This is a genomic window from Vannielia litorea (assembly GCF_019801175.1).
Classification (GTDB): domain Bacteria; phylum Pseudomonadota; class Alphaproteobacteria; order Rhodobacterales; family Rhodobacteraceae; genus Vannielia; species Vannielia litorea_B.
This window is the reverse complement of the sequence record NZ_JAHVJR010000001.1, coordinates 2463240-2487144: the sequence shown is the minus strand read 5'-3', so window position 1 is coordinate 2487144 and position 23905 is coordinate 2463240. Positions and strand designations below refer to the sequence as shown.

The following is a 23905-nucleotide window of genomic DNA, read 5'->3' as shown; positions in this document are numbered from 1 at the left end:
CGGCGTTAGGGTAGGGCAAAACGGAGCGTTGCCAATGGCCGATGACCTCACCCTGCATGGCTACCACTTCAGCGTCTACATGCGCGCCGCCCGGATGGCGCTGGCGCTGAAGGGCGCGGAATGGGCCGAGGTCGAGGTGAACCCCTTCGACGAAGCGGGCCGCGCGGGGCTGATGGCGCTCAACCCCTTTGGCCGCGTGCCGGTACTGGCGCACGGCAGCTTCACCCTCTACGAAACAGCGGCGATCACCGGCTACGTCGACCGCGCCTTCGCTGGCCCGCCGCTGATGCCCGAGGGCGCGCGCGGCGCGGCGCGGGCAACGCAGGTCATCGGCATCGTCGATGCCTACGCCTATGTGCCGCTGGTCCGGCAGGTCTTTTCCCACGCCGTGTTCCGCCCCGCCGAGGGCCACCAAGGCAGCGCCGAGGTTGTGGCCGAAGGGCTGCGCGTGGCACCCCGCCCGCTGGCGGCGCTGGAGGCCATCGCCGCCGAGGGCATGGTGCTCACTGGCCCGCTCAGCCGTGCCGACTGCCACCTCGTCCCAATGATTGACGCCTTCACCCGGGCCGAGGCCGGGGCGGCGATGCTGGGGCGCTTCCCGGCGCTCTCGGACTGGTGGGCGCGAATGCGCGAGCATCCCGTGGTCACGGCCTCCGACCCGGGCCTGCCGGGCTGACCGGCGGCACTCCGGCCCCGCGAAGGGTAGATTTTCCCGCGCAGGCAAGGCATTGAACGCCGCAAAGGGAGCACAGCATGCAACTCTGGGTCGGCCTCGGCAATCCGGGCGAAAAATACGCAGGCAACCGGCACAACATCGGCTTCATGGCGCTGGACCGGATCGCCTCGGATCATGGCTTCGGCCCGTGGCGGGCGAAGTTTCAGGCCGAGATGAGCGAGGGACGCTTCGGCTCCGAAAAGATCGTGCTGCTGAAGCCCATGACCTTCATGAACCTTTCCGGCCAGTCCGTTGGCGAGGCCATGCGCTTCTTCAAGCTTGAGCCGCCCGATGTGACCGTGTTCCACGACGAGATCGACCTCGCCCCCGGCAAGCTGCGCTGCAAGGCGGGCGGCGGCCACGCGGGCCACAATGGGCTGCGCTCGATCCACGATCACATCGGCCCGCATTATGACCGCGTTCGCATGGGTGTCGGCCACCCCGGCCGCAAGGAGGCGGTGCCGGGCTGGGTGCTGAAAGACTTCGCCAAGCACGACGCCGAGTGGCTCGACGACATGCTGCGCGGCATCTCCGACGGCGCGGGCGAGCTGGCGGCGGGCGATGCCGGGCGTTTCATGAACGCCGTGGCCCGGCGGATGCAGCCCGCCAAGGCGGAGAAGAAGCCGGTGGTGGAGAAGGCCCCTGAGGCGACACCTGAGCCGGAGCCCGATGCGCGCTCGCCCCTCCAACGGCTGGTGGACAAGTTCCGGTAAGCAGTGGGGGCCAGCCCCCACACCGCGTCTTTCAGTGGGGGGCCAGCCCCCCACACCCCCCGGGAATATTTTCAGCAAGAAAATGAACAGGCTCAGTCCAGCCTGAACGTCTTGTCGCGACTTGTGGCGCCTGCGGTGAGGGTCAGGCGGCTCGGGGCGACGCCGAGGGCATGGGCGAGCAGCTTGGTGACCGCGGCATTGGCCTTGCCGCCTTCAGGCGTGGCGGTGGTGGTGATTTTCAGCCGGTCGCCCTCCACGATCACCGCATCGGCCCGCGCATTGGGTGTCACCCGCACCGCGAAGGTGGCGCCGGGGGTGGCGCGCCGGGCGAGCATGCCCTTTTGCATTCGCGGTTTGGCCATGGCACTCAGTGCCACGGGCCGCGACGGAGGGCGATATGGCAACGGGATTTTTCTGGGATGAGCGGTGTTTCTGGCACCACGGCGGCGACTATGCCCTCACGCTGCCGGTCGGCGGCTTCGTGCAGCCCGGCGCGGGCGGCCTGCCCGACGGGCCGGAGACCAAGCGGCGGCTGAAGAACCTTATGAGCGTCTCGGGCCTTGCCGCCGAGCTTGAACTGCGCGGCGCGGCGGAAGCCACGCGGGAGGAGCTCCTGCGCGTCCATCCCGCGGCCTACCTCAATGCCTTCAAGACGATGTCCGATGCGGGCGGCGGCGAGCTTGGCCTGCGCACCCCCTTCGGGCGCGGCGGCTACGAGGTGGCGGCGCTCTCCGCCGGGCTGGCCACTGAAGCGGTTCGCGCCGTCTGCAAGGGCGAGCTGGACAACGCCTACAGCCTCTCCCGCCCGCCCGGCCACCATTGCAAGCCCGACTGGCCTAACGGCTTTTGCCTCATGGCCAACATCGCCATCGCCATCGAGGCCGCGCAGGCCGAGGGGCGGGCGCAGCGCGTGGCCGTGCTCGACTGGGATGTGCACCACGGCAACGGAACCGAGGCCTGCTTCTGGGACCGGGGCGATGTGCTGACCGTCTCGATCCATCAGGAGCGCAACTACCCACTCGATACCGGCAGCGCCACTCATCGGGGCGAGGGCGCAGGGCAGGGGGCCAACCTGAACATTCCTCTGCCGCCCGGCGTGGGCCACGCGGGCTATCTCGCCGCGATCGACAGGCTGGCCCTCCCAGCGATCCGCGCCCATGCCCCCGATCTGATCATCGTGGCCTGCGGCTATGACGCCGGCGCGATGGACCCGCTGGGCCGCATGTTCTGCACCTCCGAGACCTTCCGCAAGATGACCCTGCGGGTGAAGGCGCTGGCCGGGGAGATCTGCGGCGGCAAGCTCGTTCTGGTCCACGAGGGCGGCTATTCGGAGGCGCATGTCCCCTTCCTCGGCCACGCCACGCTGGAGGCGCTCTCCGGTTCGGCCATCCGCGTGCCCGACCCACTGGCCGAAACGCTCGCAAAGCGGCAACCAGGCCCGGAGTTCGATGCCTTCGTCGAAAGCATAATCACCGCACAGGCCGAGGCCGCCGGGCTGTGAGCCGCTGGGCCTTCGCGGCACTCCACCTCGCTGCCGCCCTCCTGCTCACCGCGCTCACCTTCACCGGCGGCGCGGCCTGGCTCGCAGCGCTATTCTTCCGCCGCCGTTGGCTGGCCTTCGCCGCGCTCTACCTCGCGCTCTCCGCCGCCCTTTGGGTCGCCGCGCCGCTCTGGGGCCGCCAGCCCGTACCCTGCTGGGGCGAGCCGCTGCGGGCGAAGGGCCTCTACTGTGCGATGAACCGCACCTATGTTACCCCCGAGCTGGCCGATGTGCTGGAGCGCTTCGCCGCCGACATGGCCCGCGCCCACCCCGGCACCGTCACCCTGATGCTGGATGCGGGCTTCCCCGCCACGGGCCTGCCGCTCCTGCCGCACCTCTCCCATGACGATGGCGAAAAGGCCGACCTCGCCTTCTGTTATCGCAATGCCCAAGGCTACGCCCCGGCCCGCACCCGCTCTCCACTGGGCTACTTCGCCTTCGAGGACGGCCCGACCAGCTGCACCCCCGGCTTCCCCAGCCTCCGCTGGAACCTCTCCCTCCTCCAGCCGCTCTGGCGCGACATGGCGCTCGACAGCCCGCGCCTCACCACAGCTCTCGCCCTGCTCGAGGCGGATCCGCGCGTTGGCAAGGTTTTCGTCGAGCCGCATCTGGCCGCGCGCCACGGCGCAGGCCCCAAGGTGCGCTTTCAGGGCTGCCGCGCCGCCCGGCATGATGATCACATCCACCTCCAGCTCTGAATTCTCTTGCCAGACACCCGCGGCAGGCAAAGAGTGGTGCCATGCTCAAGGCCCAGCCCCCCTTTGCCAGTGAAGATGTCGCCGCCGTTTACGAGGGCTTTCCCGAAGCCGTGCGCGAGGCGCTGCTCAACTTGCGCGCGCTGGTCTTCGAGGTGGCCGAGGCCACGCCGGGGGTGGGGGCGCTGGAGGAATGCCTGAAATGGGGCCAGCCCGCCTATGTCACGGCTGAAACCAAAGCAGGCTCCCCACTGCGGCTGGCGGTCTCAAAACAGGGTAGTCTCGGGGTCTTCGTACATTGCGCGACCCGGATCATCCCCGATTTTCGCGCGCTCTTCCCCGAGGGCTTCCGATTTGACGGCAACCGCGGCGTGCTCTTTGAGGCGGGCGAGGCGCTGCCGACCGACGCGCTGCGAATGCTCATGGCCAGTGCGCTGACCTATCACGCCCGCAAGAAGTTCCAGCCCGCCTGACCGCCGCTCCAACATGCAAAAAGCCCGCGCCATCAGGCGCGGGCCTAAAACTCGCCGCTACGCGCTCAGACCTCAGGCCGAATGCGCGCCCTCCGCAAGGCTCTTCACAAAGGCGGTCACCTCAGCCGCAGGCTTGCCCTCGGCAATCTGCGCCACGATCGCCGAGCCGACCACGGCGCCATCGGCGACCGAGGCGATGCCACGGGCGGTCTCGGGGGTCTTGATCCCGAAGCCCACGATCACCGGCAGATCGGTCTGCGCCTTGATCCGCGCCACCTCGGGGGCCACATCTCCCGCCTGCGCCTCGGCCGATCCGGTGATCCCGGTGATCGACACGTAATAGACAAAGCCGGAGGTGTTCTGCAGCACCTTCGGCAGGCGCTTGTCGTCGGTCGTGGGCGTCGCCAGCCGGATGAAGTTGAGCCCCGCCGCCTGCGCCGGGATGCACAACTCGTCATCCTCCTCCGGCGGCAGATCCACCACGATCAGCCCGTCCACGCCCGCCTCCTTGGCCTCGGCGAGGAAGGTGTCCACGCCCCGGCTGTAGATCGGGTTGTAGTAGCCCATCAGCACGATCGGGGTGGTCGTGTTCTCGGCCCGGAACGCGCGCACCATCTCCAGCGTCCGGTCCATGGTCATCCCGGCCTCCAGCGCGCGCTGGCCGGCCAGCTGGATGGTCGGTCCATCGGCCATCGGGTCGGTGAAGGGCGCGCCCAGCTCGATGATGTCCACCCCCGCGCCCGGCAGGCTCTTCACGATCTCCAGCGAGGTATCGAAATCCGGGTCACCGGCCATGACATAGGCGACAAAGGCCTTTTTGCCCTCGGACTTGAGGCGGGCGAAGGTGTCGTCGATACGGGTCATTGCTGGGCTCCACTTCGTGCTCGGGGTGGTTTGCCGCAAGGCCGCGCGGGTGGCAAGGGCCGATGGCTCATTCGGCCTTCGGCAGCACCGGTGCGGTGCGCTCCAGCGCCAGCTCCGCGTCCGAAAACTTCCACGGCCCGCGCAGCCCCGGCACCCCCTCGGGCGCGATCTGCATGCCGCGTGCCATCACCTGCGGGTCGGCCAGCGCCTCGCCCACATCGTTGATCGGCCCGGCCGGCACCGTGGCCGCTTCGAAGGCCGCCAGCAGCGCCGCCTTCTCCCAGCCCGCCGTAACCGCCTCGATCAGCGGCGTCAGTGCCTCGCGGTTGGTCACCCGGCCCGGATTGGTCGAGAACCTCGGGTCATCGGCCAGCCCGTCCAGCCCAAGGACATCGCAAAACCGGCGGAACTGCCCGTCATTGCCCACCGCGATGATGATATGCCCGTCCTTCACCGGAACCACCTGATAGGGGCCGAGGTTGCGATGCCAAGATCCGGTCCGCTGTGGTGGCACCCCGGTGGCAAGGTAGTTCATCCCCTGGTTCGCCAGCATGGCCACCGCGCAGTCCAGCAGGGACATATCAATATGCTGCCCCCGCCCTGTCCGGTGCCGCTGCTCCACCGCGGCGAGGATACCGATGGTGGAGTAAAGCCCGGTCACGATATCCGTCACCGCCACGCCAAACCGCGTCGGCTCTCCCTCCGGATCGCCGGTGATATCCATCAACCCGCTCATGCCCTGCAAAAGGTAGTCGTATCCCGCCCGCTTGGCATAAGGGCCGTCCTGCCCGAAGCCGGTGACAGAGCAGTAAATCAGCGCCGGGTTCACCTCCGCCAGGCTGGCGTAATCAAGCCCATATTTCGCCAGCCCGCCAACCTTGAAGTTCTCGATCAGAATGTCTGCGCTGCCGACCAACTCGCGCACCCGCGCCTGCCCCTCGGGCGTGCGAAAGTCCACGACCTCGCTCACCTTGCCCCGGTTCGCTGAGTAGAAATAGGCCGCGCTCACGTCGCCGTCCCGCTCCACGAAAGGCGGGCCCCAGCGCCGGGTGTCATCCCCCTCCGGGCTCTCCAGCTTGATCACCTCCGCGCCCAGATCGGCCAGCGCCTGTCCGATCCACGGCCCGGCGAGGATTCGCGCCATCTCGACAACCTTCAGCCCTTCCAGCGGTTTCATCCTGCCTCCCTTGCTTGTTCGCGCCACCCTAGCGCCGCCGCGCTGTTGCGGAAACACTGCGTTTCACACTCAGCTTTTACCTTTCCTCTTTCTGACACGCCGGGGTTGCACGTATTGAGGGCAAAAGCTCTCCAACACGGTCTGAAACGATGAAATCCGCCCTCCGAGTGATCGCTCTTCTCGCCTCCCTTTCCGGTCTCGCTGCGCCGGCCCAGGCTGCCGACCGGGCGCTGCTGGGCTGGGGCCGGCTCTTTACCAACGACGTGCTGGGCGATGGCTACGACCGCTGGCGCACCGGCGCCTACACCCTGAGCATCGCCTATGGCCCCGACTGGGAGGGCGCGGCGCCTGACCGTTTCGGCCAGTTGCTGGAGTTTCGTCTACGCTCCGAGCTGATCGCGCCGCAGAGCCTCACCTCGCCCGCCGCCGACGACCGCCGCTTTGCCGGGGCTCTCACCTTCGGCGTGCACAGCTACTCCAAGATGGGCGCGGCCGACTTCCGCGCCGGGGTCGACCTCACCCTCACCGGCCCCCAGACCGGGCTGGGCGAGCTGCAGAACTCGATCCACAAGACCTTCGGCCTTGAGGAAACCACCGTGCTGGGCGACCAGATCCCCAACAACAGCTATGCCACCGTCTCCGCCGAACTCTCCCGCGAACTGGCCTTCGGCAACGCCCGCCTGCGCCCCTTCGTCGAACTGCAGCACGGCGTTGAGAGCTTTGCCCGCGTCGGTGCCGACGTGACCTTCGGAAGCTATGGCCAAGGCGCGCTGATGGCGCGCGACAGCACCACCGGCCATCGCTATCAGGTGATCCGCTCCAACGCCGTTTCCGGCTTCTCCTTCCTGCTCGGCGGCGACTTCGCCAAGGTCTTCTCCTCGGCCTACCTGCCCGAGGAAGACGGCATCGAGTTGACAGACACCCGCACCCGCATCCGCGCCGGGATGAACTGGCAGGGCGAGAACCGCGGGTTGTTCTACGGCCTGACCTACCTCTCCGAGGAGTTCGAGACTCAGCCCGAGGGCCAGCTGGTCGGCGCGCTGCAACTGCGGCTGTTCTTCTGAGCGCCGCACCTCGGCCCCTCACCGCAGCCGCAAAGAGGGGCCGGCCCGCGCCTATGCGCTACCTTCCTTGCGCGTGACCCCCGCGCCACGCCTTTGACTCCCCTGCACTTTTTTCTTGGTGACGCGCGAGATCGCGTGTTAACGAATCTGCAATAAAAAAGAAAATCGGCAGGCATACAGGCATGAAAACGGGCTTTCTCGGCACGTTTGTCATCCCTTGGTCGCACACGGAAACAGATGGGCACCCCGGCGCAGCCGTGGAAAGCCTGCGTCCGGGCGCGATCTGGCGCTGGAGCGGGGCGCTCACCCGGGTCGATGGACCCGGCGATGTGCTATCGCTCGGCAGTGCGGAGGGCGTGGCAGACCTTCACAAACGTGCGGCACGCAAGGTGCGGCGGATGATCACCGGCAACGGCGAGGCGCTTGCGGTGCTTGCGCGCGGGGCAGATGCCCGCAAGGCGCTGGCGCGGGCCGAGGCCATCGCGCAGGTGGCCGAGGGCGAGGCGCTTCTGGCCCATGCCAGCTTCACCGTGACTGACGGCCAGCAGGCTTGGATGGCGAGCTGGATCGAGACCGTGCCGGGCGCTTCCGGCCTGCTGATGTTCGCAGGCGGCGTGCCGCCCGAGGGCGCCGACCTCTGGGTCAGCCATGTGGCAAGCGCCTCCGATACGCCCCCGAGGCCGGGTGAAACCGCGCAGGGCGGGGTGATCTGCTTCACCGCAGGCACCCGCATCGCCACACCCGAGGGCTACAAACTGGTCGAGGAACTGGGCGAGGGCGACATGGTGCAAACCGCCGATGATGGTGCCCAGCCGGTCATGTGGGCCGGTCAGCGCCGGATGACCGGCGCGCGCCTCTTCGCCATGCCCCACCTGCGCCCCATGCGCATCCGCGCTGGCGTGCTCGGGCCCGACATTCCCGATGGCGACCTGCTGGTCTCGCCAAACCACCGCCTCCTGCTGCGCGGCCCGGCCGCACAGGCGCTCTACAACACCCCCGAGGTGCTGGTCCGCGCGCGCGATCTGTCCGGCCTGCGCGGCATCTCCACCGACCACCACCTGACCGAGGCCACCTACGTGCATATCCTGATGGACCGGCACCAGGTGCTCTTCGCCAACGGGGTCGAGACCGAGAGCTTCCACCCCGCCGAGGCCGATTTCGGAACGCTCGACGCGGGCGACCGGGATCGCCTGCTGGGCGGCCTTCCATGGCTGAAGAAGCGCCCTGACGACTATGGCGCCCCCGCCCGCCGCACCCTCTCCGGGGCTGAGGCGGCAATCCTGCGCCACGACGCGGCACTGGCGGCCTGAGCCCCTGTTGACTCGGGCCTCCGGGCCTGTATAAGCCCGCCATCCACCGGGGTTCGCGCCCCGGTGTTTCAATTGGTGTTGGTGGCCCCCGCAAGGGGATGCCCTGTCGCTCGCAAGAGAGAGGACAACGCCCTTCATAGTTCCCGCCGCAGGGAACGCCTTACAGAAGGAGATCAGACGGTGACCAAACGCACCTCTGCCAAGTACAAGATCGACCGCCGCATGGGCGAAAACATCTGGGGCCGCCCGAAGTCCCCGGTAAACCGCCGCGAATACGGCCCCGGCCAGCACGGCCAGCGCCGCAAGGGCAAGCTCTCCGACTTCGGCCTGCAGCTCCGCGCCAAGCAGAAGCTCAAAGGCTACTACGGCGACCTGACCGAAAAGCAGTTCAAGCGCATCTTCGCCGAAGCCGCCCGTGTGAAAGGCGACACCGGTGAAAACCTCATCGGCCTGCTCGAGCGCCGCCTCGACGCCGTGGTGTATCGCGCCAAGTTCGTGCCGACCATCTTCGCCGCCCGCCAGTTCGTGAACCATGGCCACGTCAAGGTGAACGGCCAGCGCGTCAACATCCCCTCCTACCGCGTGAAAGAGGGTGACGTGATCGAGGTCCGCGACAAGTCCAAGCAGCTCGCCGTTGTGCTCGAGGCCGTCGGCCTCGCCGAGCGTGACGTGCCCGAGTACATCGAGGCCGACCACTCCAAGATGACCGCGACCTTCGTGCGCACCCCCGGCCTGTCGGACGTGCCCTACGCGGTGCAGATGGAACCGAACCTCGTCATCGAATTCTACGCTCAGAACTAAGCCGCAAAGGCACGTTTTTCGAGGGACAGGAAGGGCCGCACCCCAAGGTGCGGCCCTTTTGATTTAGCAAGTCGGGACTTGTCCCGCTCCCCTCTCCGTTCACGGCGCAATCTCCAGCCGCGCAATCAGTCCATCATCCAGTGTGAACCTGTAACGCAGCATCACCTCGCCGCCCGGAAAGCTCCCGGTCACATGGCAGGTGACAATAAGCTGCCCCTCCGCCGCTCCCGGCTCCACGCCCGTCACCGCGCTGCGGTAGTCGTAGGCCGCATGGGCCGCCCGCTTCCACGTGGCAATCGCCTCCCGGCCCTCGTGCGTGGAACCCTCGTCGCGCACCTCTGCGTCCTCGGCAAACCAGCGGGCCGTGTCGCCCCCGGCGTTGTCTTCTTCGATGTACCCCGCAATCGGGGCGGGCAGGGGATGGGTCATTGCATGCTCCTTCGCGGCTCTGCCCCTCAATCTGGAGCCGCCCCTTGGCCATGCCAGCCCGGTGCCCTTGCGATCCTGACGGTAGGTGTCAGCAGCAAAAAGGGCCGCCCTCTCGGGCGGCCCTCCCTGCTCGATCTGTCAGAGCAATCACATGCCGGGGCTGACGGCGAAGCCCGAGAAGCCGCCCATGCCGAGATCGGCGATCATAGTGGCCGCGCCGCTCGACAGGTTGATGGAGTAGAGCCCGGCGCTCTCCGCGCCTTCCATCTGCAGCACGGCATAGGCCATGTCGGTGCCTTCTTCGGGGGAGATGATGTCAAACCCGCCCCAGGCGCTCAGGTCCACGGCCTCGCCGTCGACCATCACCTTGCCCACGGTGCCCAGCGTGCCGTCGTTGTTGGCCAGCGTCACCAGCGAGTCAGTCGCGGCATCCAGCGCGAACTGCGCGGTCGATTCCGCGGTCTCGCCCGAGATCGCGTTGGTGTAGGCGTTGGCAAAGATCATCGGCGTGGTGCCGGCGTTGGCATCACCCTCGCCATAGGCCGCATCGGTGAAGCGCTTCACCGTGTTCGCCTTCGGGTCATTGTCGCCAAAGCCCTCGGGGAAGTACACGAGGTTCGCCCCGTCCGAGCCTACGGCCCGCACAGCGTCGATCGCGTTGTTGAAGTCGAAGGCGACGTAGCCATCGGCGCCGATCATGGCGTTCTCGTCAAAGGCCGCGCCCAGGTCGGTCACTTCGCCGCTCGCCGGGTTCACGGTCACGATCATGCCGTCGGCAAAGCCGAGCAGGTCACCTGTGACCGGGCGGTAGGCAATGGCCCGCAGCGGCTGCGCAAGGTCGAAGGTCTGCACATCGCCCGGAGAAGCAATGTCAGCCATGACAACAAGCGTGCTGCCATCATTGGCAAGGGCGTAGCCCATCTTGCCAGCGTGGCCATCGGCGAAGGCAGGAGCAGCACCAAGGGCAAGGAGGGCTGCGGCGGAGGTCAGAAGGGATTTGGTCATGAAGTCCTCTGTCACTATGAAGCAGGGCGACATTGCCCCGCGTTTGCATCAGAAGACACGAAAGCAGGGCACCCGAAGTTTCAGCCCATCTGCCCGGATCACGCAGCTGTGATCTCACACGCGTCTCAGATGAAACTTCCCCCAGCACCTTGGCCTCGCGCCCCGCATTTGCGATGCAGGGACAGCCAAGAGAAGGAGCCTGCCCATGTCCCACCCCGTTTACGGCCGTATCGACGGCCCCATCGTCATGATCGGCTTCGGCTCCATCGGCAAAGGCACATGGCCGCTGATCGAGCGCCACTTCGAGTATTACGCCGACCAGTTCCTCGTCATCGAGCCCGACGACCGGCAGCACAACTTCCTGCGCCAGCACAAGCTCAACTTCATCGACACGGCGCTGACGCCCGAGAACTACAAGGAGGTGCTCTCCGGCCTCTTCCCAGATGGCAAGGGCTTCTGCGTCAACCTCTCGGTCGATACCTCCTCGCTGGATATCCTCAAGCACTGCCGCGAACTCGGCGTGCTCTACATCGACACCGTGGCCGAGCCTTGGGCGGGCTTCTACTTCGACACGCAAGACAACGCCTCCCGCACCAACTACGCGCTCCGTCAGGCGGTGCGTGACGAGAAAGCCGCCAACCCCGGCGGCCCCACCGCCGTCAACTGCTGCGGCGCCAACCCCGGCATGGTCAGCTGGTTCGTCAAGGAGGCGCTGCTGACGCTGGCCAAGGATACCGGCGCAGATGCCACCCCGCCCACCAACCGCGAAGGCTGGGCCAAGCTGATGCAGTCCCTCGGCGTTCAAGGCGTCCACATCGCCGAGCGTGATACTCAGGCCCGCCGCGTGCCCCGCCCCCGCAACGTCTTCGTCAACACTTGGTCGGTCGAGGGCTTCATCGCCGAGGGCTTCCAGCCCGCCGAGCTGGGTTGGGGCACCCATGAGCCGTGGTTCCCCGAAAACGGCCACCGGCAAGAGACCGGCTGCCAGGCCGCCATCTGGCTCGACCGTCCCGGTGCCATCACCCGCGTCCACACATGGTGCCCCACGCCCGGCCCGCAGTTCGGCTTTCTCGTCACCCACAACGAGGCAATCTCGATCTCCGACTATTACACCGTGGGGCAGGGGGCCGAACCCGAGTATCGCCCGACTTGCCACTATGCCTACCACCCGGCGGATGACGCCGTTTTGAGCCTCCACGAGATGTTCGGCTCCGGCAAACAGCAGACCAAGCACCACATCCTCACCGAGGATGAGATCGTTGAAGGCATCGACGAGCTGGGCGTCCTGCTCTACGGCCACGAGAAAAACGCGCTCTGGTTCGGCTCCCGCCTCTCCAACGAAGAGACACGCGATCTCGCCCCCTACCAGAACGCCACCGGCCTCCAGGTCACCTCCGCCGTACTCGCCGGCATGGTCTGGGCGCTGGAAAACCCCGAGGCTGGCATCGTCGAGGCCGACGAGATGGACCACGCCCGCTGCCTCGAGGTGCAACGCCCCTACCTCGGCCCGGTCGAGGCGCACTACACTGATTGGACCCCCCTGCAGGATCGCTGGGAGCATTTCCCCGAGGACATCGACGAAAGCGTGCCTTGGGCCTTCCGCAACGTGCTCGCGACCTGAAGCCTGACCGTGCCGCGGCGTGCAGCGCCGACCTGCGGGGTGGCGCTCGCGACGGCGATGCGTGGCACTTTATTGTGCCATGGTAGCGCGACCTTTTTGGTCAGTCCCAACTTAGCCAAAGCGCCGCCCCGGGGGCCGGGTCGGCGCTGCACGGCGCCTGCGGCTTGATTCCGTGCGGGTGGCCAGCCCCGCACGATGCGACTGCGACACCCCGCATCTTCCTCCCGCCCGCCTGCGCCGCTACAACCCTTCCGAATTCAAAGCCACGCGAGCCGCCGCCCATGCCCGAGCCGACCCACGACGAGACCCACCCCATCGAACGCCGCTTCGAGGGCGCGCTCTTCGCCGCCCGCTGGCTGATGGCGCCGATGTATCTCGGCCTCGCCATCTGTCTCGCCATGCTCACCTTCATCTTCGCGCGGGAGCTCATCTATTACCTGCCCAAGGTGATGACGATGAGCGCCGACAAGTCGATCCTCGTGGTCCTCTCGCTGATCGACCTCTCGCTCGCCGGAAACCTCCTGCTGATCGTCCTCTTCTCGGGCTACGAGAACTTCGTCTCCAAGCTCGACATCGGCGATCCGGCAGACCGCCCGGCATGGATGGGCACCGTCGATTTCTCCGGCCTGAAGATGAAGCTGATCGGCTCCATCGTGGCCATCTCAGCCATCCACCTGCTGAAACGTTTCATGGAAATCGGCAATGAGGAGGCCGATGCGATCTATGGCGAGCACGAGCTGTTCTGGCTGGTGGTGATCCACCTCACCTTTGTCACCTCCGGCGTGCTCATGGCGCTGATGGATTACCTCACCGCCCGCTCGAAGAAGTCGTAGGCCGGGCTCGTCCCGGCTCGCCTTGCGCCACTTCGAGCGCCGGCCCACCCGCCGCCATCACACCACGCCTCAGGCGAGGATCTGCACCCAGATTCCCAGCGCGAGCGCCGTCAGCGACACGAACCAGCCGTTCCATTTGAAGGCCACAGTCTGCGGGCTGACCCCTGCCAGGCGCGAGATGATCATCACCGAGGCGGTGAAGGGCGAGGTCGGCGCGGTCAGCGTCCAGCCACTGATGAGCGCCATGACCAGCGAGATAGTCGACACTCCAAGTTCCTCCGGCGTCGGCAAAAGCTGGGCGAAGAGCGAGACAAAGAGGATCGGGTTCAGCCCCAGCTGCCCGGCGAGCGGAATGAGCAGGATCGGCAGCACCAGAACCAGCCGTTCAGGCACGCCGCCGAGGTCGAAGCCCGAGCTGGCCAACACCTCCGCCAAGAGCGCCCCCGCCGCCGTCCCGATAAAGCCCGCGGTGCTGAGCAGCACCAACTCGCTGCGGTAGGAGGGCAGGTCGCCAAAGGCAAAATCCCGGCTCCGTTCCGCCAACTCCTTCACTTTGCCGCCCCGCAAGGTCTCGATCAGCACCCATGCGATGGCGATCAGCGGCACCAGCCCCAGCACCGTGCGCGACGGCGGGATATGCCAGATCGCATCCACCGCCAGTGCAGGCACCGCCACCGCCGCCAAGAGCCAGCCCAGCGGCCAGAGCGAGCGGGTATCATGCGCGGCCACCTCGTCGCGCTTCGGCACCACCGTCCCTGCCGGCAGGCTGCCCTTCAGTCGCCGGTCCACCAACCAGCCCACCGTCACGATGATCAGCGACGAGCCGATCCCGGTCAGCACCACCGTCCCCAGCTTCACGCCCGGCACCAGCGCCGTGGTGATCACCGTGGCAAAAGCCAGAGGCGACCAGCAGAGCGACGCCGAGAAGCCGCATTGCGCGCCCTGCAGCATCCGCCTTGCCCGCAGCGTGCGGATCGCCGGGTCCGTCTCCCGCTCCGCCGAGCGCATCGCCATCGTCCCCAGCAGCGAGAGCGCGCCGTAGTTCAGCATCAAGGCAAACACCTGCGTGCCCGAGGCCAGCGCAAGGTAGCGCCGCCCCGGCGGCTGGTTGGCCAGAAAGGCCGCCGCCCGCGCGATCATCGGCGACCGGCCTGCCACATGCTGCAAGCTGGCGAGGGCGCAGAAGAAGGCGATGATAAAACTGCCGCGTTCCAGCGCGGGCCAGAGCACCTCGCCCGGCGCGTCCTCCATCACGAGGCACCATGCAGTGAGGCCCAGCGAGATTGCGAGGAACACCAGCCGTGAGCCGCGCAGCCCGCGCGCCAGCAGGGCTATGGCGATGACGGCAAGCGCGGCGGCCATCGGCACCGTTCCCGCCTCTACGCCCAAGCCGTGGATGAAATTCAGCGCGACGACCGCAAGCAGCAGCACGCCGGTGACAAGCGCCAGCATGGCCCAGCGGTGCGGCGGTTCGGTGGGGGCGGTCTTCATGGCGTGGGGTGTCGTCTCAATGCGGTCTGTCCTCCCGCGCGCCCACTCCTAGAGCCTGCGCGGCGAGGAGGGAAGAGGGGCGGCGCACTATGGGGTAACGGTTTGGCCTATAACGAGCTATGCATTTTTTGCATATGTATGGAGTGTGCATCGGTTGTGCATCGGTTGTGCATGGCCGGACTCGCATGGTTAACGGCCTCAGCCCTTCCGATCTTGCATGTTTCCCCCGGATTGCTATGACGCTGCGACCGGAGGAAGTGATGTCTGCACCCATTCCCCAACCCGGCATTTCAGAGATCGCTCTCTACCAGAGCGGTAAGAGCACCTTCCAAGGTGTTGAAAACCCTCTGAAACTGTCCGCCAACGAAAACCCGTTCGGCTGTTCGCCGCGCGTGGCCGAGGCTATTGCCGCCGAGCTTGGCACCCTGCACCGCTACCCCGGCACCGACCACCAGATGTTGCGCGATGCGATTGCCGAGGCGCATGATCTGCCCGCCGATCAATTGATCTGTGGGGTCGGCTCTGATGAAATCCTCCACCTCGCCGCCCAGGCCTATGCCGGACCGGGGGATGAGGTCGTCTACACAGAGCACGGCTTTTCCGTCTATCCCATCGTTGCCCGCGCCGCCGGTGCCGAGCCTGTCGCGGCCCCCGAGCGGGACCGCGTGGCCGATGTCGATGCCATCCTAAGTGCGTGCAACGAAAAGACAAAAATCGTCTACCTCGCCAACCCCAACAACCCCACCGGCACCATGATCGGCGGCAACGAGGTGGTGCGCCTGGCCGATGGTCTGCCCGAGGGCTGCCTGCTGGTGCTCGACGGCGCCTATGCCGAGTTCGTCGAAGGGTTCGACGGCGGGGCCTCTCTCGCTGCCACCCGCGATAACGTCCTGATGACGCGGACCTTTTCCAAGATCTACGGCCTCGGCGGGCTGCGCGTCGGCTGGGGCTTCGGCTCCCGCGAGATCATTGACACGCTCACCCGCATCCGCGGCCCCTTCAACCTGAGCGCCATGCAGATCGCCGGGGCCGTGGCTGCCCTGCAAGATGCCGAATTCACTGAGAAATCCCGCACCGAAAACACCCGCAACCGCGCACTTTTAGCCCGTGGTCTCGCCGCCCTCGGTATTCCGGCCGATTCCTCGCAAGCCAACTTCATCCTCGCCCGCTTCTCCAGTGCCGAGGAGGCGGATGCTGCCTTCAATCACCTTGGAAATCAGGGGCTTATCGTGCGTCAGGTCGGCGGCTACGGGCTGCCGGAGTGCCTGCGCATCACTGTAGGCACCGAAGACAACTGCCGCGCCGTCCTCGCCGCGCTCCAAACCTTCAAGGCCGCCCGATGATCTACCAACGCGTCGCCCTCATCGGCCTTGGCCTCATCGCCTCTTCCATGGCCCACGCCATCCGCAGGGGCGGCCTCGCAGGCGAGATCATCGGCACCGCCCGATCCGCCGAAACCCGCGAAATCGCTCGCGAAATCGGCCTTTGTGACCGCGTGGTCGATACCGCCACCGAAGCTGTGCAGGGGGCCGATCTGGTCGTGCTCTGCGTGCCCGTCGGGGCGATGGGCGGCGTCGCAGAAGAGATCGCGCCGCACCTCTCCGAGGGCTGCACCATCACCGATGTCGGCTCGGTAAAGAAGGCGGTGATCGATGCGGTGGCCCCGCACCTGCCTGAAAACGTTCACTTCATCCCCGGCCACCCGCTCGCGGGCACCGAGCATTCCGGCCCGCGCTCCGGCTTTGCCGAGCTTTTCGACAACCGCTGGAACATCCTCGTGCCCACGCCGGGCACGCCGCCGGAAGCGACTGAAAAGCTTCGCAAACTCTGGGAGGGCATGGGCGCCAACGTCGAGGAGATGGACCCCGAGCACCATGACCTCGTGCTCGCCGTTACCTCTCACTGCCCCCACCTCATCGCCTACACGATGGTCGGCGTGGCCGACGATCTGCGCCGCGTGACCGACAGCGAGGTGATCAAGTACTCCGCCGCCGGTTTCCGCGATTTCACCCGCATCGCCGCCTCCGACCCGACGATGTGGCGCGATGTGTTCCTGAACAACAAGGAAGCCACGCTGGAGATTCTGGGCCGCTTCACCGAGGAGCTTTTTGCCCTCCAGCGCGCCATCCGAACCGGCGACGGCGAGCAATTGTTCGACTACTTCACTCACACTCGCGCCATCCGCCGCGGCATCATCGAGGCCGGGCAGGATACCGATGCGCCGGACTTCGGGCGCGGGGCGAAGCGTTGATCCGACTCGCCGCAGCCCTTGCCCTGCTGGCCGCTCCGGCCTTGGCAGAAGCGCCGGCGCAAAGCCTCATGCCGTTGCCGCGCCCCTCGGAAGCCACTGAAGAAGCAGCGCAAACCGTCGTTTCCACGCGCGGTGTCATGCCAGCAGGTCCGCTCCGCCCCAAGCCGCGCCCTGAGGCTGAGGCCAGTGCCGAGCCCATTGCCGCAGCGCCCAAGCCCGCACGGCTGCGCCCGGCCACACGCCCCCCGGCGGAGACTGAGCAGCTGACAATTGTTCGCGTCATTCGCGGCCCGCTCGCCCATGCCCAGCTTCAGGCGCAGCCCCGTCCGCCGCACATTGACCGGCTCGTTAAGGAACAGGCAACGCTCAGTGAGGTAAAGTTCGGGCGTAAAGGCTCGGTCTGCGGGATCAACTCGATCAAGGGCCAGTCCGTCAGCAGCTTCGGGCGGCCGGGCAAGGGCTGCGGCATTGCCAACCCGGTGCAGGTCACCTCGGTGCAGGGCATTTCGCTCTCCAGCACCGCCACGATGGATTGCGGCACAGCCAAGGCGCTGGACCGGTGGGTCAAGAAAGGGCTGAAGCCCGCCATCGGCCGCAAGGGCGGCGGGGTGAAGCAGATCAAGGTTGTGGCGCATTATGCCTGCCGCAACCGCAACAACGCCAAGTCCGGGCGGCTCTCGGAGCACGCCAAAGGACGGGCGGTGGATATCGCGGGGGTCACCCTGCGCGATGGCACCTATGTGTCGGTCCTCAAGGGCTGGGGCTCAAAGGCCTGGGCCGCGGCGCTCAAGAAGATGCACAAGGCCGCCTGCGGGCCGTTCGGCACGGTGCTCGGGCCGAATGCGAACGCCTATCACCGCGACCATTTCCACTTCGATACCGCGCGGTATCGCTCGGGGTCTTATTGCCGCTAAGGCGCGGCGATCACTCGAGAATTTCTTCCCGTTTCACGCCCCAAAGCGCAGCTTTCCGGACCCAGCCGCGCTCGCCTCCGGCAATGACCCAGCACCAGTCGAGGTTGCACTCGCTGACCCGTGCCACCACGCCCGCCTCGGCCCGTGCGTTCACCGGCGCCTCGTCATCGGGCTTCATCCGGAGCGCTACCATGTCTTCTTCCACAAGCGCTGTCCGCACGCCCGACAGAAGCGAGTAATGGACCCATCCGCCCGCGCCTTCGCGGTCGCGCACCCGGCGCCAATGGCCGTATTCAGCGGTAACTTCCAAGGGCATGTTCCGGCGGGCAAAAACCCAGTCGACCCGGTGGCTGAGCGACGGCCCGCGCCGCACGTTGCCCTCATCGGCCTTCAGCGAAACGAAGCGGGGCAGGGGCAGGTTCGTCACCGGCCCGCGCTCTTCCGCCGCATGCAGGGCGCTGGCCAGTACTGCGCCAGCCAAGCATCCGATAACGCTGTGAAAAATCGCCCGACTGCCTCGGGAAGCGCCTGCCAGCCGCCCCATGGGGTTCACCACTCGTTGCCTCATCCGGCGCTTGTATCCCGCGCCTTTTCTTGCGCACACTCTATCGCAAGGATGGTCCTTGAGAAGCGGGAGGATGAGAGCCATGGGCGCAGAGCGGCTGAGTGTTGTCGTAACGCGACGGTTGCCCGAGGTGGTCGAAACGCGGATGAGCGAACTCTTCGACGTGCGCCTGCGCGAGGGCGACGCGCCGATGACCCGCGAGGAGCTGGTGGCCGCCATGCAAGACACCGACGTGCTCGTGCCAACCATCACCGACACCATCGACGGCGGCCTTATTGGCCAGGCGGGCGACCGCCTGAAGCTGATCGCCAACTACGGCGCGGGCTTCGACCATATCGATGTGGCTACCGCCCGCCAGCGCGGCATTCTCGTCAGCAACACGCCCGGCGTGGTGACCGATGACACCGCAGATATGACAATGGCGCTGATCATTGGAGTCACACGGAAAATTCCGCAGGGCGCCGCTGTGATGACGGCCGGAAAATGGGAGGGCTGGTCGCCCACCGGCTACCTTGGCGGGCGGATTGCCGGTCGGCGGCTGGGCATCCTCGGCATGGGCCGGATTGGGCAGGCCGTGGCCCGCCGGGCCGCAGCTTTCGGCATGCAGGTGCATTACCATAACCGCCGCAGGCTGCGCCCTGAGGTGGAGGACGAGTTGCAGGCGACCTATTGGGAGAGCCTCGACCAGATGCTCACCCGGATGGATGTGATCTCGGTCAATTGCCCGCACACGCCATCGACGTTTCACCTGCTCTCGGCCCGCCGACTGAAGCTGCTGAAACCGTCCGCAGTGATCGTGAACACCTCCCGCGGTGAGGTGATCGACGAGAATGCTCTGACCCGGATGCTGCGTGCTGGAGAGATCGCAGGCGCAGGCCTCGACGTGTTCGACAAGACCCAGAAACTGAATCCACGCCTTTACGAGCTGCCCAATGTGCTGCTGACCCCGCACATGGGCTCAGCCACCGAGGAGGGGCGAGTGGAGATGGGCGAGAAGGTTCTGATCAACATCAAGACCTTCGCCGATGGCCACCGCCCGCCCGATCAGGTCGTTCCGGCGATGCTCTGAGGTTTCAGCGGTAGATGTGATCCTCGCCGGGGAAGGCGCGGGATTTCACCTCTTCGGCATATTCCCCCACGGCCTTCTCGATGGCCTCGTGCAAGGCGCCGTATTTCTTCACGAATTTCGGCACCCAAGGGTTAAGGCCCAGCATGTCTTCGAGCACGAGGATTTGCCCGTCGCACTCCGCCGAGGCGCCGATGCCGATGGTGGGGATCTCAACTGCCTGCGTGATCTCCCGCGCCAGCGGCTCCACCACGCCTTCGACAACCAGTGCAAAGGCTCCGGCCTCTGACACCGCCTTGGCATCCAAGATGTGCAGCGGCCATGTGTCTTCATCCCGGCCTTGGGTCTTGAACCCGCCCATAACATGCGAGCTTTGCGGGGTCAGGCCGATATGGGCCATCACCGGGATGCCGCGCTCGGTCAAGAACCGTATGGTCTCGGCCATGCGCTTGCCGCCCTCCAGCTTCACCGCGCCGCAGCCGGTTTCTTTCATGATCCGCGCGGCATTACGGAAGGCGACGGCGGGGCTCTCCTCGTAGCTGCCAAAGGGCATGTCCACCACCACTAGTGCGCGCTTGGTGCCCCGCACCACGGCGCGGCCATGCATGATCATCAGGTCGAGCGGCACGCCCACCGTGCTCTCCATCCCGTGCATCACCATACCGAGGCTGTCGCCAACGAGTATGAAGTCCGCATGGTTGTCGACAATGGCGGCCGTGTGGGCGTGGTAGCTGGTGAGCGACACGATCGGCTCGCCCCCCTTGCGGGCGGCGATCTCCGGAACGGTCATGCGACGGATCGGGGCCTGGGTGCTCATCGGCGTGCTCCTTGGGGCGTGATTTCTCTCTGGTCGATCAACAGGATGCCGCCGAATTCGGCGGAGATCATCACGGCGATCGGGCCTGTCGGCTGGCCGGTGACAGGGGCGAGGCTGCGGGCTTCGGTGATGTCGAGCCCGCGCAGCTCGGCGCGTGGTTCGGTGGCAATGACCTTTCGGATCGCCTCGGCCATCTGCTCGACCGTTCCACCCCCGGCCTCAGCGGCATCCAGCGCCCGGCTCAGCACGACGGCGGCGGCGCGGTATTCAGGCGTGAGGCGGGCGTTGCGGGATGACATCGCAACCCCGTCCGGCTCGCGCACAGTCGGCACGGCGACGATCTCCAAAGGAAAGTGCAGGTCGCGCACCATCGTCCGGATGATCTGGAGTTGCTGATAATCTTTCTCGCCAAAACAGGCGAAATCGGGCTGGACGATGTTGAAGAGCTTGGCGACCACGGTGCAGACGCCCCTGAAGTGGCCCGGCCGCACCGCTCCGTGCAGCATGCCTGCGAGCCGCTCCGTCTCCACGATGGTCTCTGCGCCTTCAGGGTAGATATCGGCCACCTGTGGCATCAACACCGCCTGCACCCCAGCTTCGCGCAGCATCGCGAGGTCGCGCTCGGTGTTGCGTGGGTAGGTCTCTAGGTCTTTCGGGTCGCCAAACTGGGTGGGGTTCACGAAGATCGATACCACAACCGCCTCGGCCCGCGCCTGTGCCTCTTCGACAAGCCGCATATGGCCCGCGTGCAGGTATCCCATGGTCGGCACGAGGCCCACCTTGCTCCCCCCTGCGCGCAAGCCCCTGACAACCCGGCGCAGGTCCGGAATGGTGGTGCACACGTCCATGCGGGGCTGGGTAGAGGATGCAGGGGCAAAAGGCAAAAGCACAAAGGTCGCAAGGGGCGGCGAATGTCGCTTTTGGCTGCAAGGTGTCGAAACCCCGTGGCACGGCGCGTGGGATTTGGTGACAGTGGCGCCAAGCAACCTGAGCCCGGAGCGCGTGCCCTCAATGAAGACCCATGTGAAAGCCCTAGTCGTCGGTGGTGGCGCCGTCGGAACCTCCATCGCCTATCACCTTGCCAAGGCGGGCTGGGACGATGTCATGCTCATCGAGCGGGATGAGCTGACCTCGGGTTCAACATGGCATGCGGCGGGGCTGCTGCCGCTTTTCAACATGTCTTACGCCACCACCCACATCCACCAGTACTCGGTCGATTTTTACAAGACGCTGGAAGAAGAGACCGGGCTGAATGCGGGTTTCGCCGTGGTCGGCAACCTGCGCATGGCGCAGACGCAGGAGCGCATGGACGAGTACATGCTCTACGCCTCGACGGCCGAAACCTGTGGCGTGAAGTACGAGTGGCTGACGCCCGAGCAGATCAAGGAGCGCTGGCCGCTGATCGAGACGGGTGATCTGAAAGGCGCGATCTACCACACCGAAGATGGCTACATTAACCCCGCTGACGTGACCCAGGCGATGGCCAAGGGCGCCCGTCAGCGCGGTGTCGAGATCGTGCGGAAGATTCAGGCGGACGCTTTCGATTGGACCGGCACCCACTGGGAGGTCACCTGCACCAAGATGTTGGAAAAGGGTGGCAACCTTGTCGAGAGCGACGAGAAGGTGGTCATCACCGCCGAGCATGTGGTGACCGCCTCGGGCAACCACGCGCAACGCACGGCAAAGATGCTGGGCATCAAGATGCCCGCGATCCCGGTCGAGCACACGTTCATCGTAATGGACAAGGACCCTGAGCTGGTCAAATGGCGCGAGGCGGGCAACCCGGAGCACCCTGTTGTGCGCGATGCCGACAATGAGTCTTACGCCCGCGAGGAGCGGGGCGGCTGGATTCTTGGCATTTACGAGCACGGTGCCCCGGCGCGGTTTGAATATGGCGTGCCGGACAGTTTCCGCGCCGATCTGTTCCCCCTCGATCTCGACCGGATCGCCGATCAATACATGGCCATGGCCGAGCGCGTACCCTCCTGCGCCGAGTCGGGCCTGAAAGACGATTTCAACGGCCCGATCTGCTACACACCCGATGGCAACCCGCTAGTCGGCCCCGCGCCCGGATTGCGCAATATGTGGCTCGCCGAGGGTTTCTCCTTTGGCATCACGGCGGCGGGCGGCACCGGCTATTATCTGGCCCAGATGATGGTGGAGGGCGAGGCCGAGATCGACATGGCGAGCCTCGACCCCAAGCGCTACGGCAGTTGGATGACCACCGAGTATGCGGCGCGCAAGAACGAGGAGTGCTACGAGCACGTCTACATCCTCCACCACCCGGACGAAGAGCGCGAGGCCTGCCGTCCGCTGCGCACTGCCCCGGCCTATGACAGGCAAAAGGCGGCGGGAGCACAGTTTGGCTGCGTGAACGGCTTCGAGCGGCCCAACTACTTTGGACCGCTGGATGCGCCGGACAACTTTGACCACGATGCGCGATCTTTCCGCCGTGGCGGTTGGTGGGAGTATGCCAAGGCTGAGGCCGAGGCGATCCGCAAGGGCGTGGGCCTGATCGACGCCACCGCCTTCACAAAACACCTGCTGCGGGGGCCGGGGGCGACTGCCTTCCTCGACCACTTCACCTGCAACAAGCTGCCCAAGGTGGGGCGGATCAATCTGACCTATGCGCTCACCAGCGCCGGCACCACCCGGACCGAATACACCATCGTCCGGCTTGCCGAGAACGAGTACTACCTTGTCTCCGCAGGCGCATGGACGGCCTATGATGCTGACTTTCTTATGAAATCGGCGGAGGATTTCATGGCTGCGGGCGGTGGCTATGTCGATATCCACGATGTCACCACCCAGTGGGGCGTCTTTGCCATCGCCGGGCCGAAGAGTCGCGATGTGCTGAACGAGGTGGTGAAAGATGCCGATCCGTCCACGGTGCTTTCCAACAAGCGCTTCCCGTGGCTGTCGATGCACAACATCGAGTTGGGCATGTGCCCTGTTCGTGCGATCCGCGTGGCCTATACCGGCGAGCTGGGCTGGGAATTGCATCATCCGATCGAGATGCAGACCTACCTCTACGATCAACTCATGGCGGCAGGCGAGAAGCACGGAATCAAGCTCGTGGGCGCACGGGCGCAAAACTGGCTGCGGCAGGAAAAGAGCTACCGCGCCTTCGGCACCGAGCTCGGCCGCGACGCGACCCCGCTTGAGGCCGGGCTGGACCGCTTCGTGGACCTCTCCAAGGACTTCCACGGCAAGGCTGCGATGGAGGCTAAGGGCATTCGCTCGATGTGCGTGACCGTGCTTGTGGACGGCCCGGAGGATGCCGACCCGTGGGGCCGCGAGGCGCTCTATGACGGTGACACCAAGGTGGGCCGTCTCACCTCGGGCGGCTACTCGGTCGCCTTCGGCAAGAGCATCGGCATGGGCTATGTCTCACCCGAGCTGGCCAAGCCGGGCACCAAGCTGAAGGTGAAGATGCAGGACAAGCTCTGGGATGTCGAAGTGACCGAAGATAGCCCGTACGACCCGACCAACGCGGTGATCCGGATCGACGGGTAACGCACTGGCATCCGTGAAGTTGCACCTACCCGTCGGTCAGGCCGT

At 66.2% G+C, this 23905-nt stretch carries 24 protein-coding genes; 15 read left to right on the top strand and 9 right to left on the bottom strand.

From position 1 onward, the window contains the following. The first annotated feature begins 34 nt into the window (after positions 1-34). Positions 35-676 carry a glutathione S-transferase family protein gene (locus KUV38_RS12100; protein WP_222470291.1) on the top strand — a complete coding sequence of 214 codons (642 nt, stop codon included), beginning with the start codon at positions 35-37 and terminating at the stop codon, positions 674-676. 77 nt (positions 677-753) lie between these two features. After that, positions 754-1428 carry an aminoacyl-tRNA hydrolase gene (gene pth / locus KUV38_RS12095; RefSeq protein ID WP_222470290.1) on the top strand — a complete coding sequence of 225 codons (675 nt, stop codon included), beginning with the start codon at positions 754-756 and terminating at the stop codon, positions 1426-1428. A 92-nt stretch (positions 1429-1520) separates the two neighbouring features. Here the strand turns inward: pth and KUV38_RS12090 are convergent, their stop codons facing one another. Next, a complete protein-coding gene (locus KUV38_RS12090) occupies positions 1521-1790 on the bottom strand; it encodes a DUF167 domain-containing protein (protein WP_222470289.1) in 270 nt (89 codons plus the stop codon). A 35-nt stretch (positions 1791-1825) separates the two neighbouring features. Between KUV38_RS12090 and KUV38_RS12085 the strand changes: the two genes are divergently transcribed. From KUV38_RS12085 to KUV38_RS12075, 3 genes are read left to right on the top strand one after another with little or no spacing between them, the layout of a single operon-like run. Then, positions 1826-2929: a class II histone deacetylase gene (locus tag KUV38_RS12085; protein WP_222470288.1), complete on the top strand. Its 1104-nt coding sequence runs from the start codon at positions 1826-1828 to the stop codon at positions 2927-2929. Further along, complete coding sequence (locus tag KUV38_RS12080) at positions 2926-3666, top strand: hypothetical protein (RefSeq protein ID WP_222470287.1); 741 nt, start codon at positions 2926-2928, stop codon at positions 3664-3666. The genes KUV38_RS12085 and KUV38_RS12080 overlap by 4 nt, the downstream gene beginning before the upstream one ends. A 41-nt stretch (positions 3667-3707) precedes the next feature. Next, the gene (locus KUV38_RS12075) at positions 3708-4136 is read left to right on the top strand and encodes a DUF1801 domain-containing protein (RefSeq protein WP_222470286.1); all 429 of its coding nucleotides are present in this window, start codon (positions 3708-3710) and stop codon (positions 4134-4136) included. Positions 4137-4208: 72 nt separating this feature from the next. Here the strand turns inward: KUV38_RS12075 and trpA are convergent, their stop codons facing one another. Together trpA and KUV38_RS12065 are read right to left on the bottom strand one after the other, a co-directional pair. After that, on the bottom strand, positions 4209-5000 hold the full coding sequence (trpA, locus tag KUV38_RS12070) for a tryptophan synthase subunit alpha (protein WP_222470285.1): 792 nt from the start codon (positions 4998-5000) through the stop codon (positions 4209-4211). Positions 5001-5067: 67 nt separating this feature from the next. Next, positions 5068-6177, bottom strand: a complete 1110-nt coding sequence (locus KUV38_RS12065) for a CaiB/BaiF CoA transferase family protein (protein ID WP_222470284.1) — start codon at positions 6175-6177, stop codon at positions 5068-5070. A gap of 149 nt (positions 6178-6326) precedes the next feature. On the opposite strand from KUV38_RS12065, the gene KUV38_RS12060 reads away from it, so the two are divergent. The 3 genes from KUV38_RS12060 to rpsD all read left to right on the top strand — a co-directional run bounded on the left by KUV38_RS12060 (position 6327) and on the right by rpsD (position 9352). Beyond that, positions 6327-7241, top strand: coding sequence for a lipid A-modifier LpxR family protein (locus tag KUV38_RS12060; protein WP_222470283.1), 915 nt, complete (start codon positions 6327-6329; stop codon positions 7239-7241). A 182-nt stretch (positions 7242-7423) separates the two neighbouring features. Next, positions 7424-8551, top strand: coding sequence for a Hint domain-containing protein (locus KUV38_RS12055; RefSeq protein ID WP_222470282.1), 1128 nt, complete (start codon positions 7424-7426; stop codon positions 8549-8551). Between the two features lie 180 nt (positions 8552-8731). Continuing rightward, positions 8732-9352, top strand: a complete 621-nt coding sequence (gene rpsD, locus KUV38_RS12050) for a 30S ribosomal protein S4 (RefSeq protein WP_222470281.1) — start codon at positions 8732-8734, stop codon at positions 9350-9352. Positions 9353-9451: 99 nt separating this feature from the next. Here rpsD and KUV38_RS12045 read toward each other — a convergent pair whose 3' ends face one another. Both KUV38_RS12045 and KUV38_RS12040 read right to left on the bottom strand, forming a co-directional pair. Then, positions 9452-9781 carry a nuclear transport factor 2 family protein gene (locus KUV38_RS12045; protein ID WP_222470280.1) on the bottom strand — a complete coding sequence of 110 codons (330 nt, stop codon included), beginning with the start codon at positions 9779-9781 and terminating at the stop codon, positions 9452-9454. 147 nt (positions 9782-9928) lie between these two features. Next, complete coding sequence (locus tag KUV38_RS12040; RefSeq protein WP_222470279.1) at positions 9929-10786, bottom strand: DUF4394 domain-containing protein; 858 nt, start codon at positions 10784-10786, stop codon at positions 9929-9931. Between the two features lie 205 nt (positions 10787-10991). Here KUV38_RS12040 and KUV38_RS12035 point away from each other — a divergent pair, with 205 nt between their 5' ends. Together KUV38_RS12035 and KUV38_RS12030 are read left to right on the top strand one after the other, a co-directional pair. Beyond that, on the top strand, positions 10992-12407 hold the full coding sequence (locus KUV38_RS12035) for a homospermidine synthase (RefSeq protein WP_410001029.1): 1416 nt from the start codon (positions 10992-10994) through the stop codon (positions 12405-12407). Between the two features lie 314 nt (positions 12408-12721). Then, positions 12722-13240, top strand: coding sequence for a TIGR00645 family protein (locus KUV38_RS12030; RefSeq protein ID WP_410001040.1), 519 nt, complete (start codon positions 12722-12724; stop codon positions 13238-13240). 69 nt (positions 13241-13309) lie between these two features. Here KUV38_RS12030 and KUV38_RS12025 read toward each other — a convergent pair whose 3' ends face one another. Further along, positions 13310-14731 (bottom strand): hypothetical protein, encoded by a 1422-nt coding sequence (locus KUV38_RS12025; protein ID WP_222470277.1) that lies wholly within the window; start codon positions 14729-14731, stop codon positions 13310-13312. A 260-nt stretch (positions 14732-14991) separates the two neighbouring features. Between KUV38_RS12025 and hisC the strand changes: the two genes are divergently transcribed. Genes hisC through KUV38_RS12010 form a run of 3 tightly spaced genes read left to right on the top strand, consistent with a single transcriptional unit; the run spans position 14992 to position 17896 of the window. Further along, positions 14992-16074: a histidinol-phosphate transaminase gene (gene hisC / locus KUV38_RS12020; protein WP_222470276.1), complete on the top strand. Its 1083-nt coding sequence runs from the start codon at positions 14992-14994 to the stop codon at positions 16072-16074. Further along, positions 16071-16982, top strand: a complete 912-nt coding sequence (locus KUV38_RS12015) for a prephenate/arogenate dehydrogenase family protein (protein WP_222470275.1) — start codon at positions 16071-16073, stop codon at positions 16980-16982. Before hisC ends, KUV38_RS12015 begins: the two co-directional genes overlap by 4 nt. After that, entirely contained in the window at positions 16979-17896 is a 918-nt protein-coding gene (locus KUV38_RS12010) for an extensin family protein (RefSeq protein WP_261385211.1), read from the top strand. The genes KUV38_RS12015 and KUV38_RS12010 overlap by 4 nt, the downstream gene beginning before the upstream one ends. A gap of 10 nt (positions 17897-17906) precedes the next feature. On the opposite strand, the gene KUV38_RS12005 is transcribed toward KUV38_RS12010, so the two are convergent. After that, positions 17907-18440, bottom strand: coding sequence for an SH3 domain-containing protein (locus KUV38_RS12005; RefSeq protein ID WP_222471055.1), 534 nt, complete (start codon positions 18438-18440; stop codon positions 17907-17909). Positions 18441-18543: 103 nt separating this feature from the next. Here KUV38_RS12005 and KUV38_RS12000 point away from each other — a divergent pair, with 103 nt between their 5' ends. Next, a complete protein-coding gene (locus tag KUV38_RS12000; RefSeq protein ID WP_222470274.1) occupies positions 18544-19530 on the top strand; it encodes a 2-hydroxyacid dehydrogenase in 987 nt (328 codons plus the stop codon). Between the two features lie 4 nt (positions 19531-19534). Here KUV38_RS12000 and panB read toward each other — a convergent pair whose 3' ends face one another. Then, positions 19535-20344, bottom strand: a complete 810-nt coding sequence (panB, locus tag KUV38_RS11995; RefSeq protein WP_222470273.1) for a 3-methyl-2-oxobutanoate hydroxymethyltransferase — start codon at positions 20342-20344, stop codon at positions 19535-19537. Continuing rightward, positions 20341-21192, bottom strand: coding sequence for a pantoate--beta-alanine ligase (gene panC, locus KUV38_RS11990; RefSeq protein WP_222470272.1), 852 nt, complete (start codon positions 21190-21192; stop codon positions 20341-20343). The genes panB and panC overlap by 4 nt, the downstream gene beginning before the upstream one ends. A gap of 163 nt (positions 21193-21355) precedes the next feature. Between panC and KUV38_RS11985 the strand changes: the two genes are divergently transcribed. Continuing rightward, positions 21356-23860 (top strand): FAD-dependent oxidoreductase, encoded by a 2505-nt coding sequence (locus tag KUV38_RS11985; RefSeq protein ID WP_222470271.1) that lies wholly within the window; start codon positions 21356-21358, stop codon positions 23858-23860. Positions 23861-23905: the final 45 nt, after the last annotated feature.

Coding starts and splice junctions, on each gene's coding strand:
- KUV38_RS12100 (WP_222470291.1), top strand. CDS start 35: ATGGCCGATGACCTCACCCTGCATGGCTACCACTTCAGCGTCTACATG.
- pth (WP_222470290.1), top strand. CDS start 754: ATGCAACTCTGGGTCGGCCTCGGCAATCCGGGCGAAAAATACGCAGGC.
- KUV38_RS12090 (WP_222470289.1), bottom strand. CDS start 1,790: ATGGCCAAACCGCGAATGCAAAAGGGCATGCTCGCCCGGCGCGCCACC.
- KUV38_RS12085 (WP_222470288.1), top strand. CDS start 1,826: ATGGCAACGGGATTTTTCTGGGATGAGCGGTGTTTCTGGCACCACGGC.
- KUV38_RS12075 (WP_222470286.1), top strand. CDS start 3,708: ATGCTCAAGGCCCAGCCCCCCTTTGCCAGTGAAGATGTCGCCGCCGTT.
- trpA (WP_222470285.1), bottom strand. CDS start 5,000: ATGACCCGTATCGACGACACCTTCGCCCGCCTCAAGTCCGAGGGCAAA.
- KUV38_RS12065 (WP_222470284.1), bottom strand. CDS start 6,177: ATGAAACCGCTGGAAGGGCTGAAGGTTGTCGAGATGGCGCGAATCCTC.
- KUV38_RS12060 (WP_222470283.1), top strand. CDS start 6,327: ATGAAATCCGCCCTCCGAGTGATCGCTCTTCTCGCCTCCCTTTCCGGT.
- KUV38_RS12055 (WP_222470282.1), top strand. CDS start 7,424: ATGAAAACGGGCTTTCTCGGCACGTTTGTCATCCCTTGGTCGCACACG.
- KUV38_RS12045 (WP_222470280.1), bottom strand. CDS start 9,781: ATGACCCATCCCCTGCCCGCCCCGATTGCGGGGTACATCGAAGAAGAC.
- KUV38_RS12040 (WP_222470279.1), bottom strand. CDS start 10,786: ATGACCAAATCCCTTCTGACCTCCGCCGCAGCCCTCCTTGCCCTTGGT.
- KUV38_RS12035 (WP_410001029.1), top strand. CDS start 10,992: ATGTCCCACCCCGTTTACGGCCGTATCGACGGCCCCATCGTCATGATC.
- KUV38_RS12025 (WP_222470277.1), bottom strand. CDS start 14,731: ATGAAGACCGCCCCCACCGAACCGCCGCACCGCTGGGCCATGCTGGCG.
- hisC (WP_222470276.1), top strand. CDS start 14,992: ATGTCTGCACCCATTCCCCAACCCGGCATTTCAGAGATCGCTCTCTAC.
- KUV38_RS12015 (WP_222470275.1), top strand. CDS start 16,071: ATGATCTACCAACGCGTCGCCCTCATCGGCCTTGGCCTCATCGCCTCT.
- KUV38_RS12005 (WP_222471055.1), bottom strand. CDS start 18,440: ATGGGGCGGCTGGCAGGCGCTTCCCGAGGCAGTCGGGCGATTTTTCAC.
- KUV38_RS12000 (WP_222470274.1), top strand. CDS start 18,544: ATGGGCGCAGAGCGGCTGAGTGTTGTCGTAACGCGACGGTTGCCCGAG.
- panB (WP_222470273.1), bottom strand. CDS start 20,344: ATGAGCACCCAGGCCCCGATCCGTCGCATGACCGTTCCGGAGATCGCC.
- panC (WP_222470272.1), bottom strand. CDS start 21,192: ATGGACGTGTGCACCACCATTCCGGACCTGCGCCGGGTTGTCAGGGGC.
- KUV38_RS11985 (WP_222470271.1), top strand. CDS start 21,356: ATGAAGACCCATGTGAAAGCCCTAGTCGTCGGTGGTGGCGCCGTCGGA.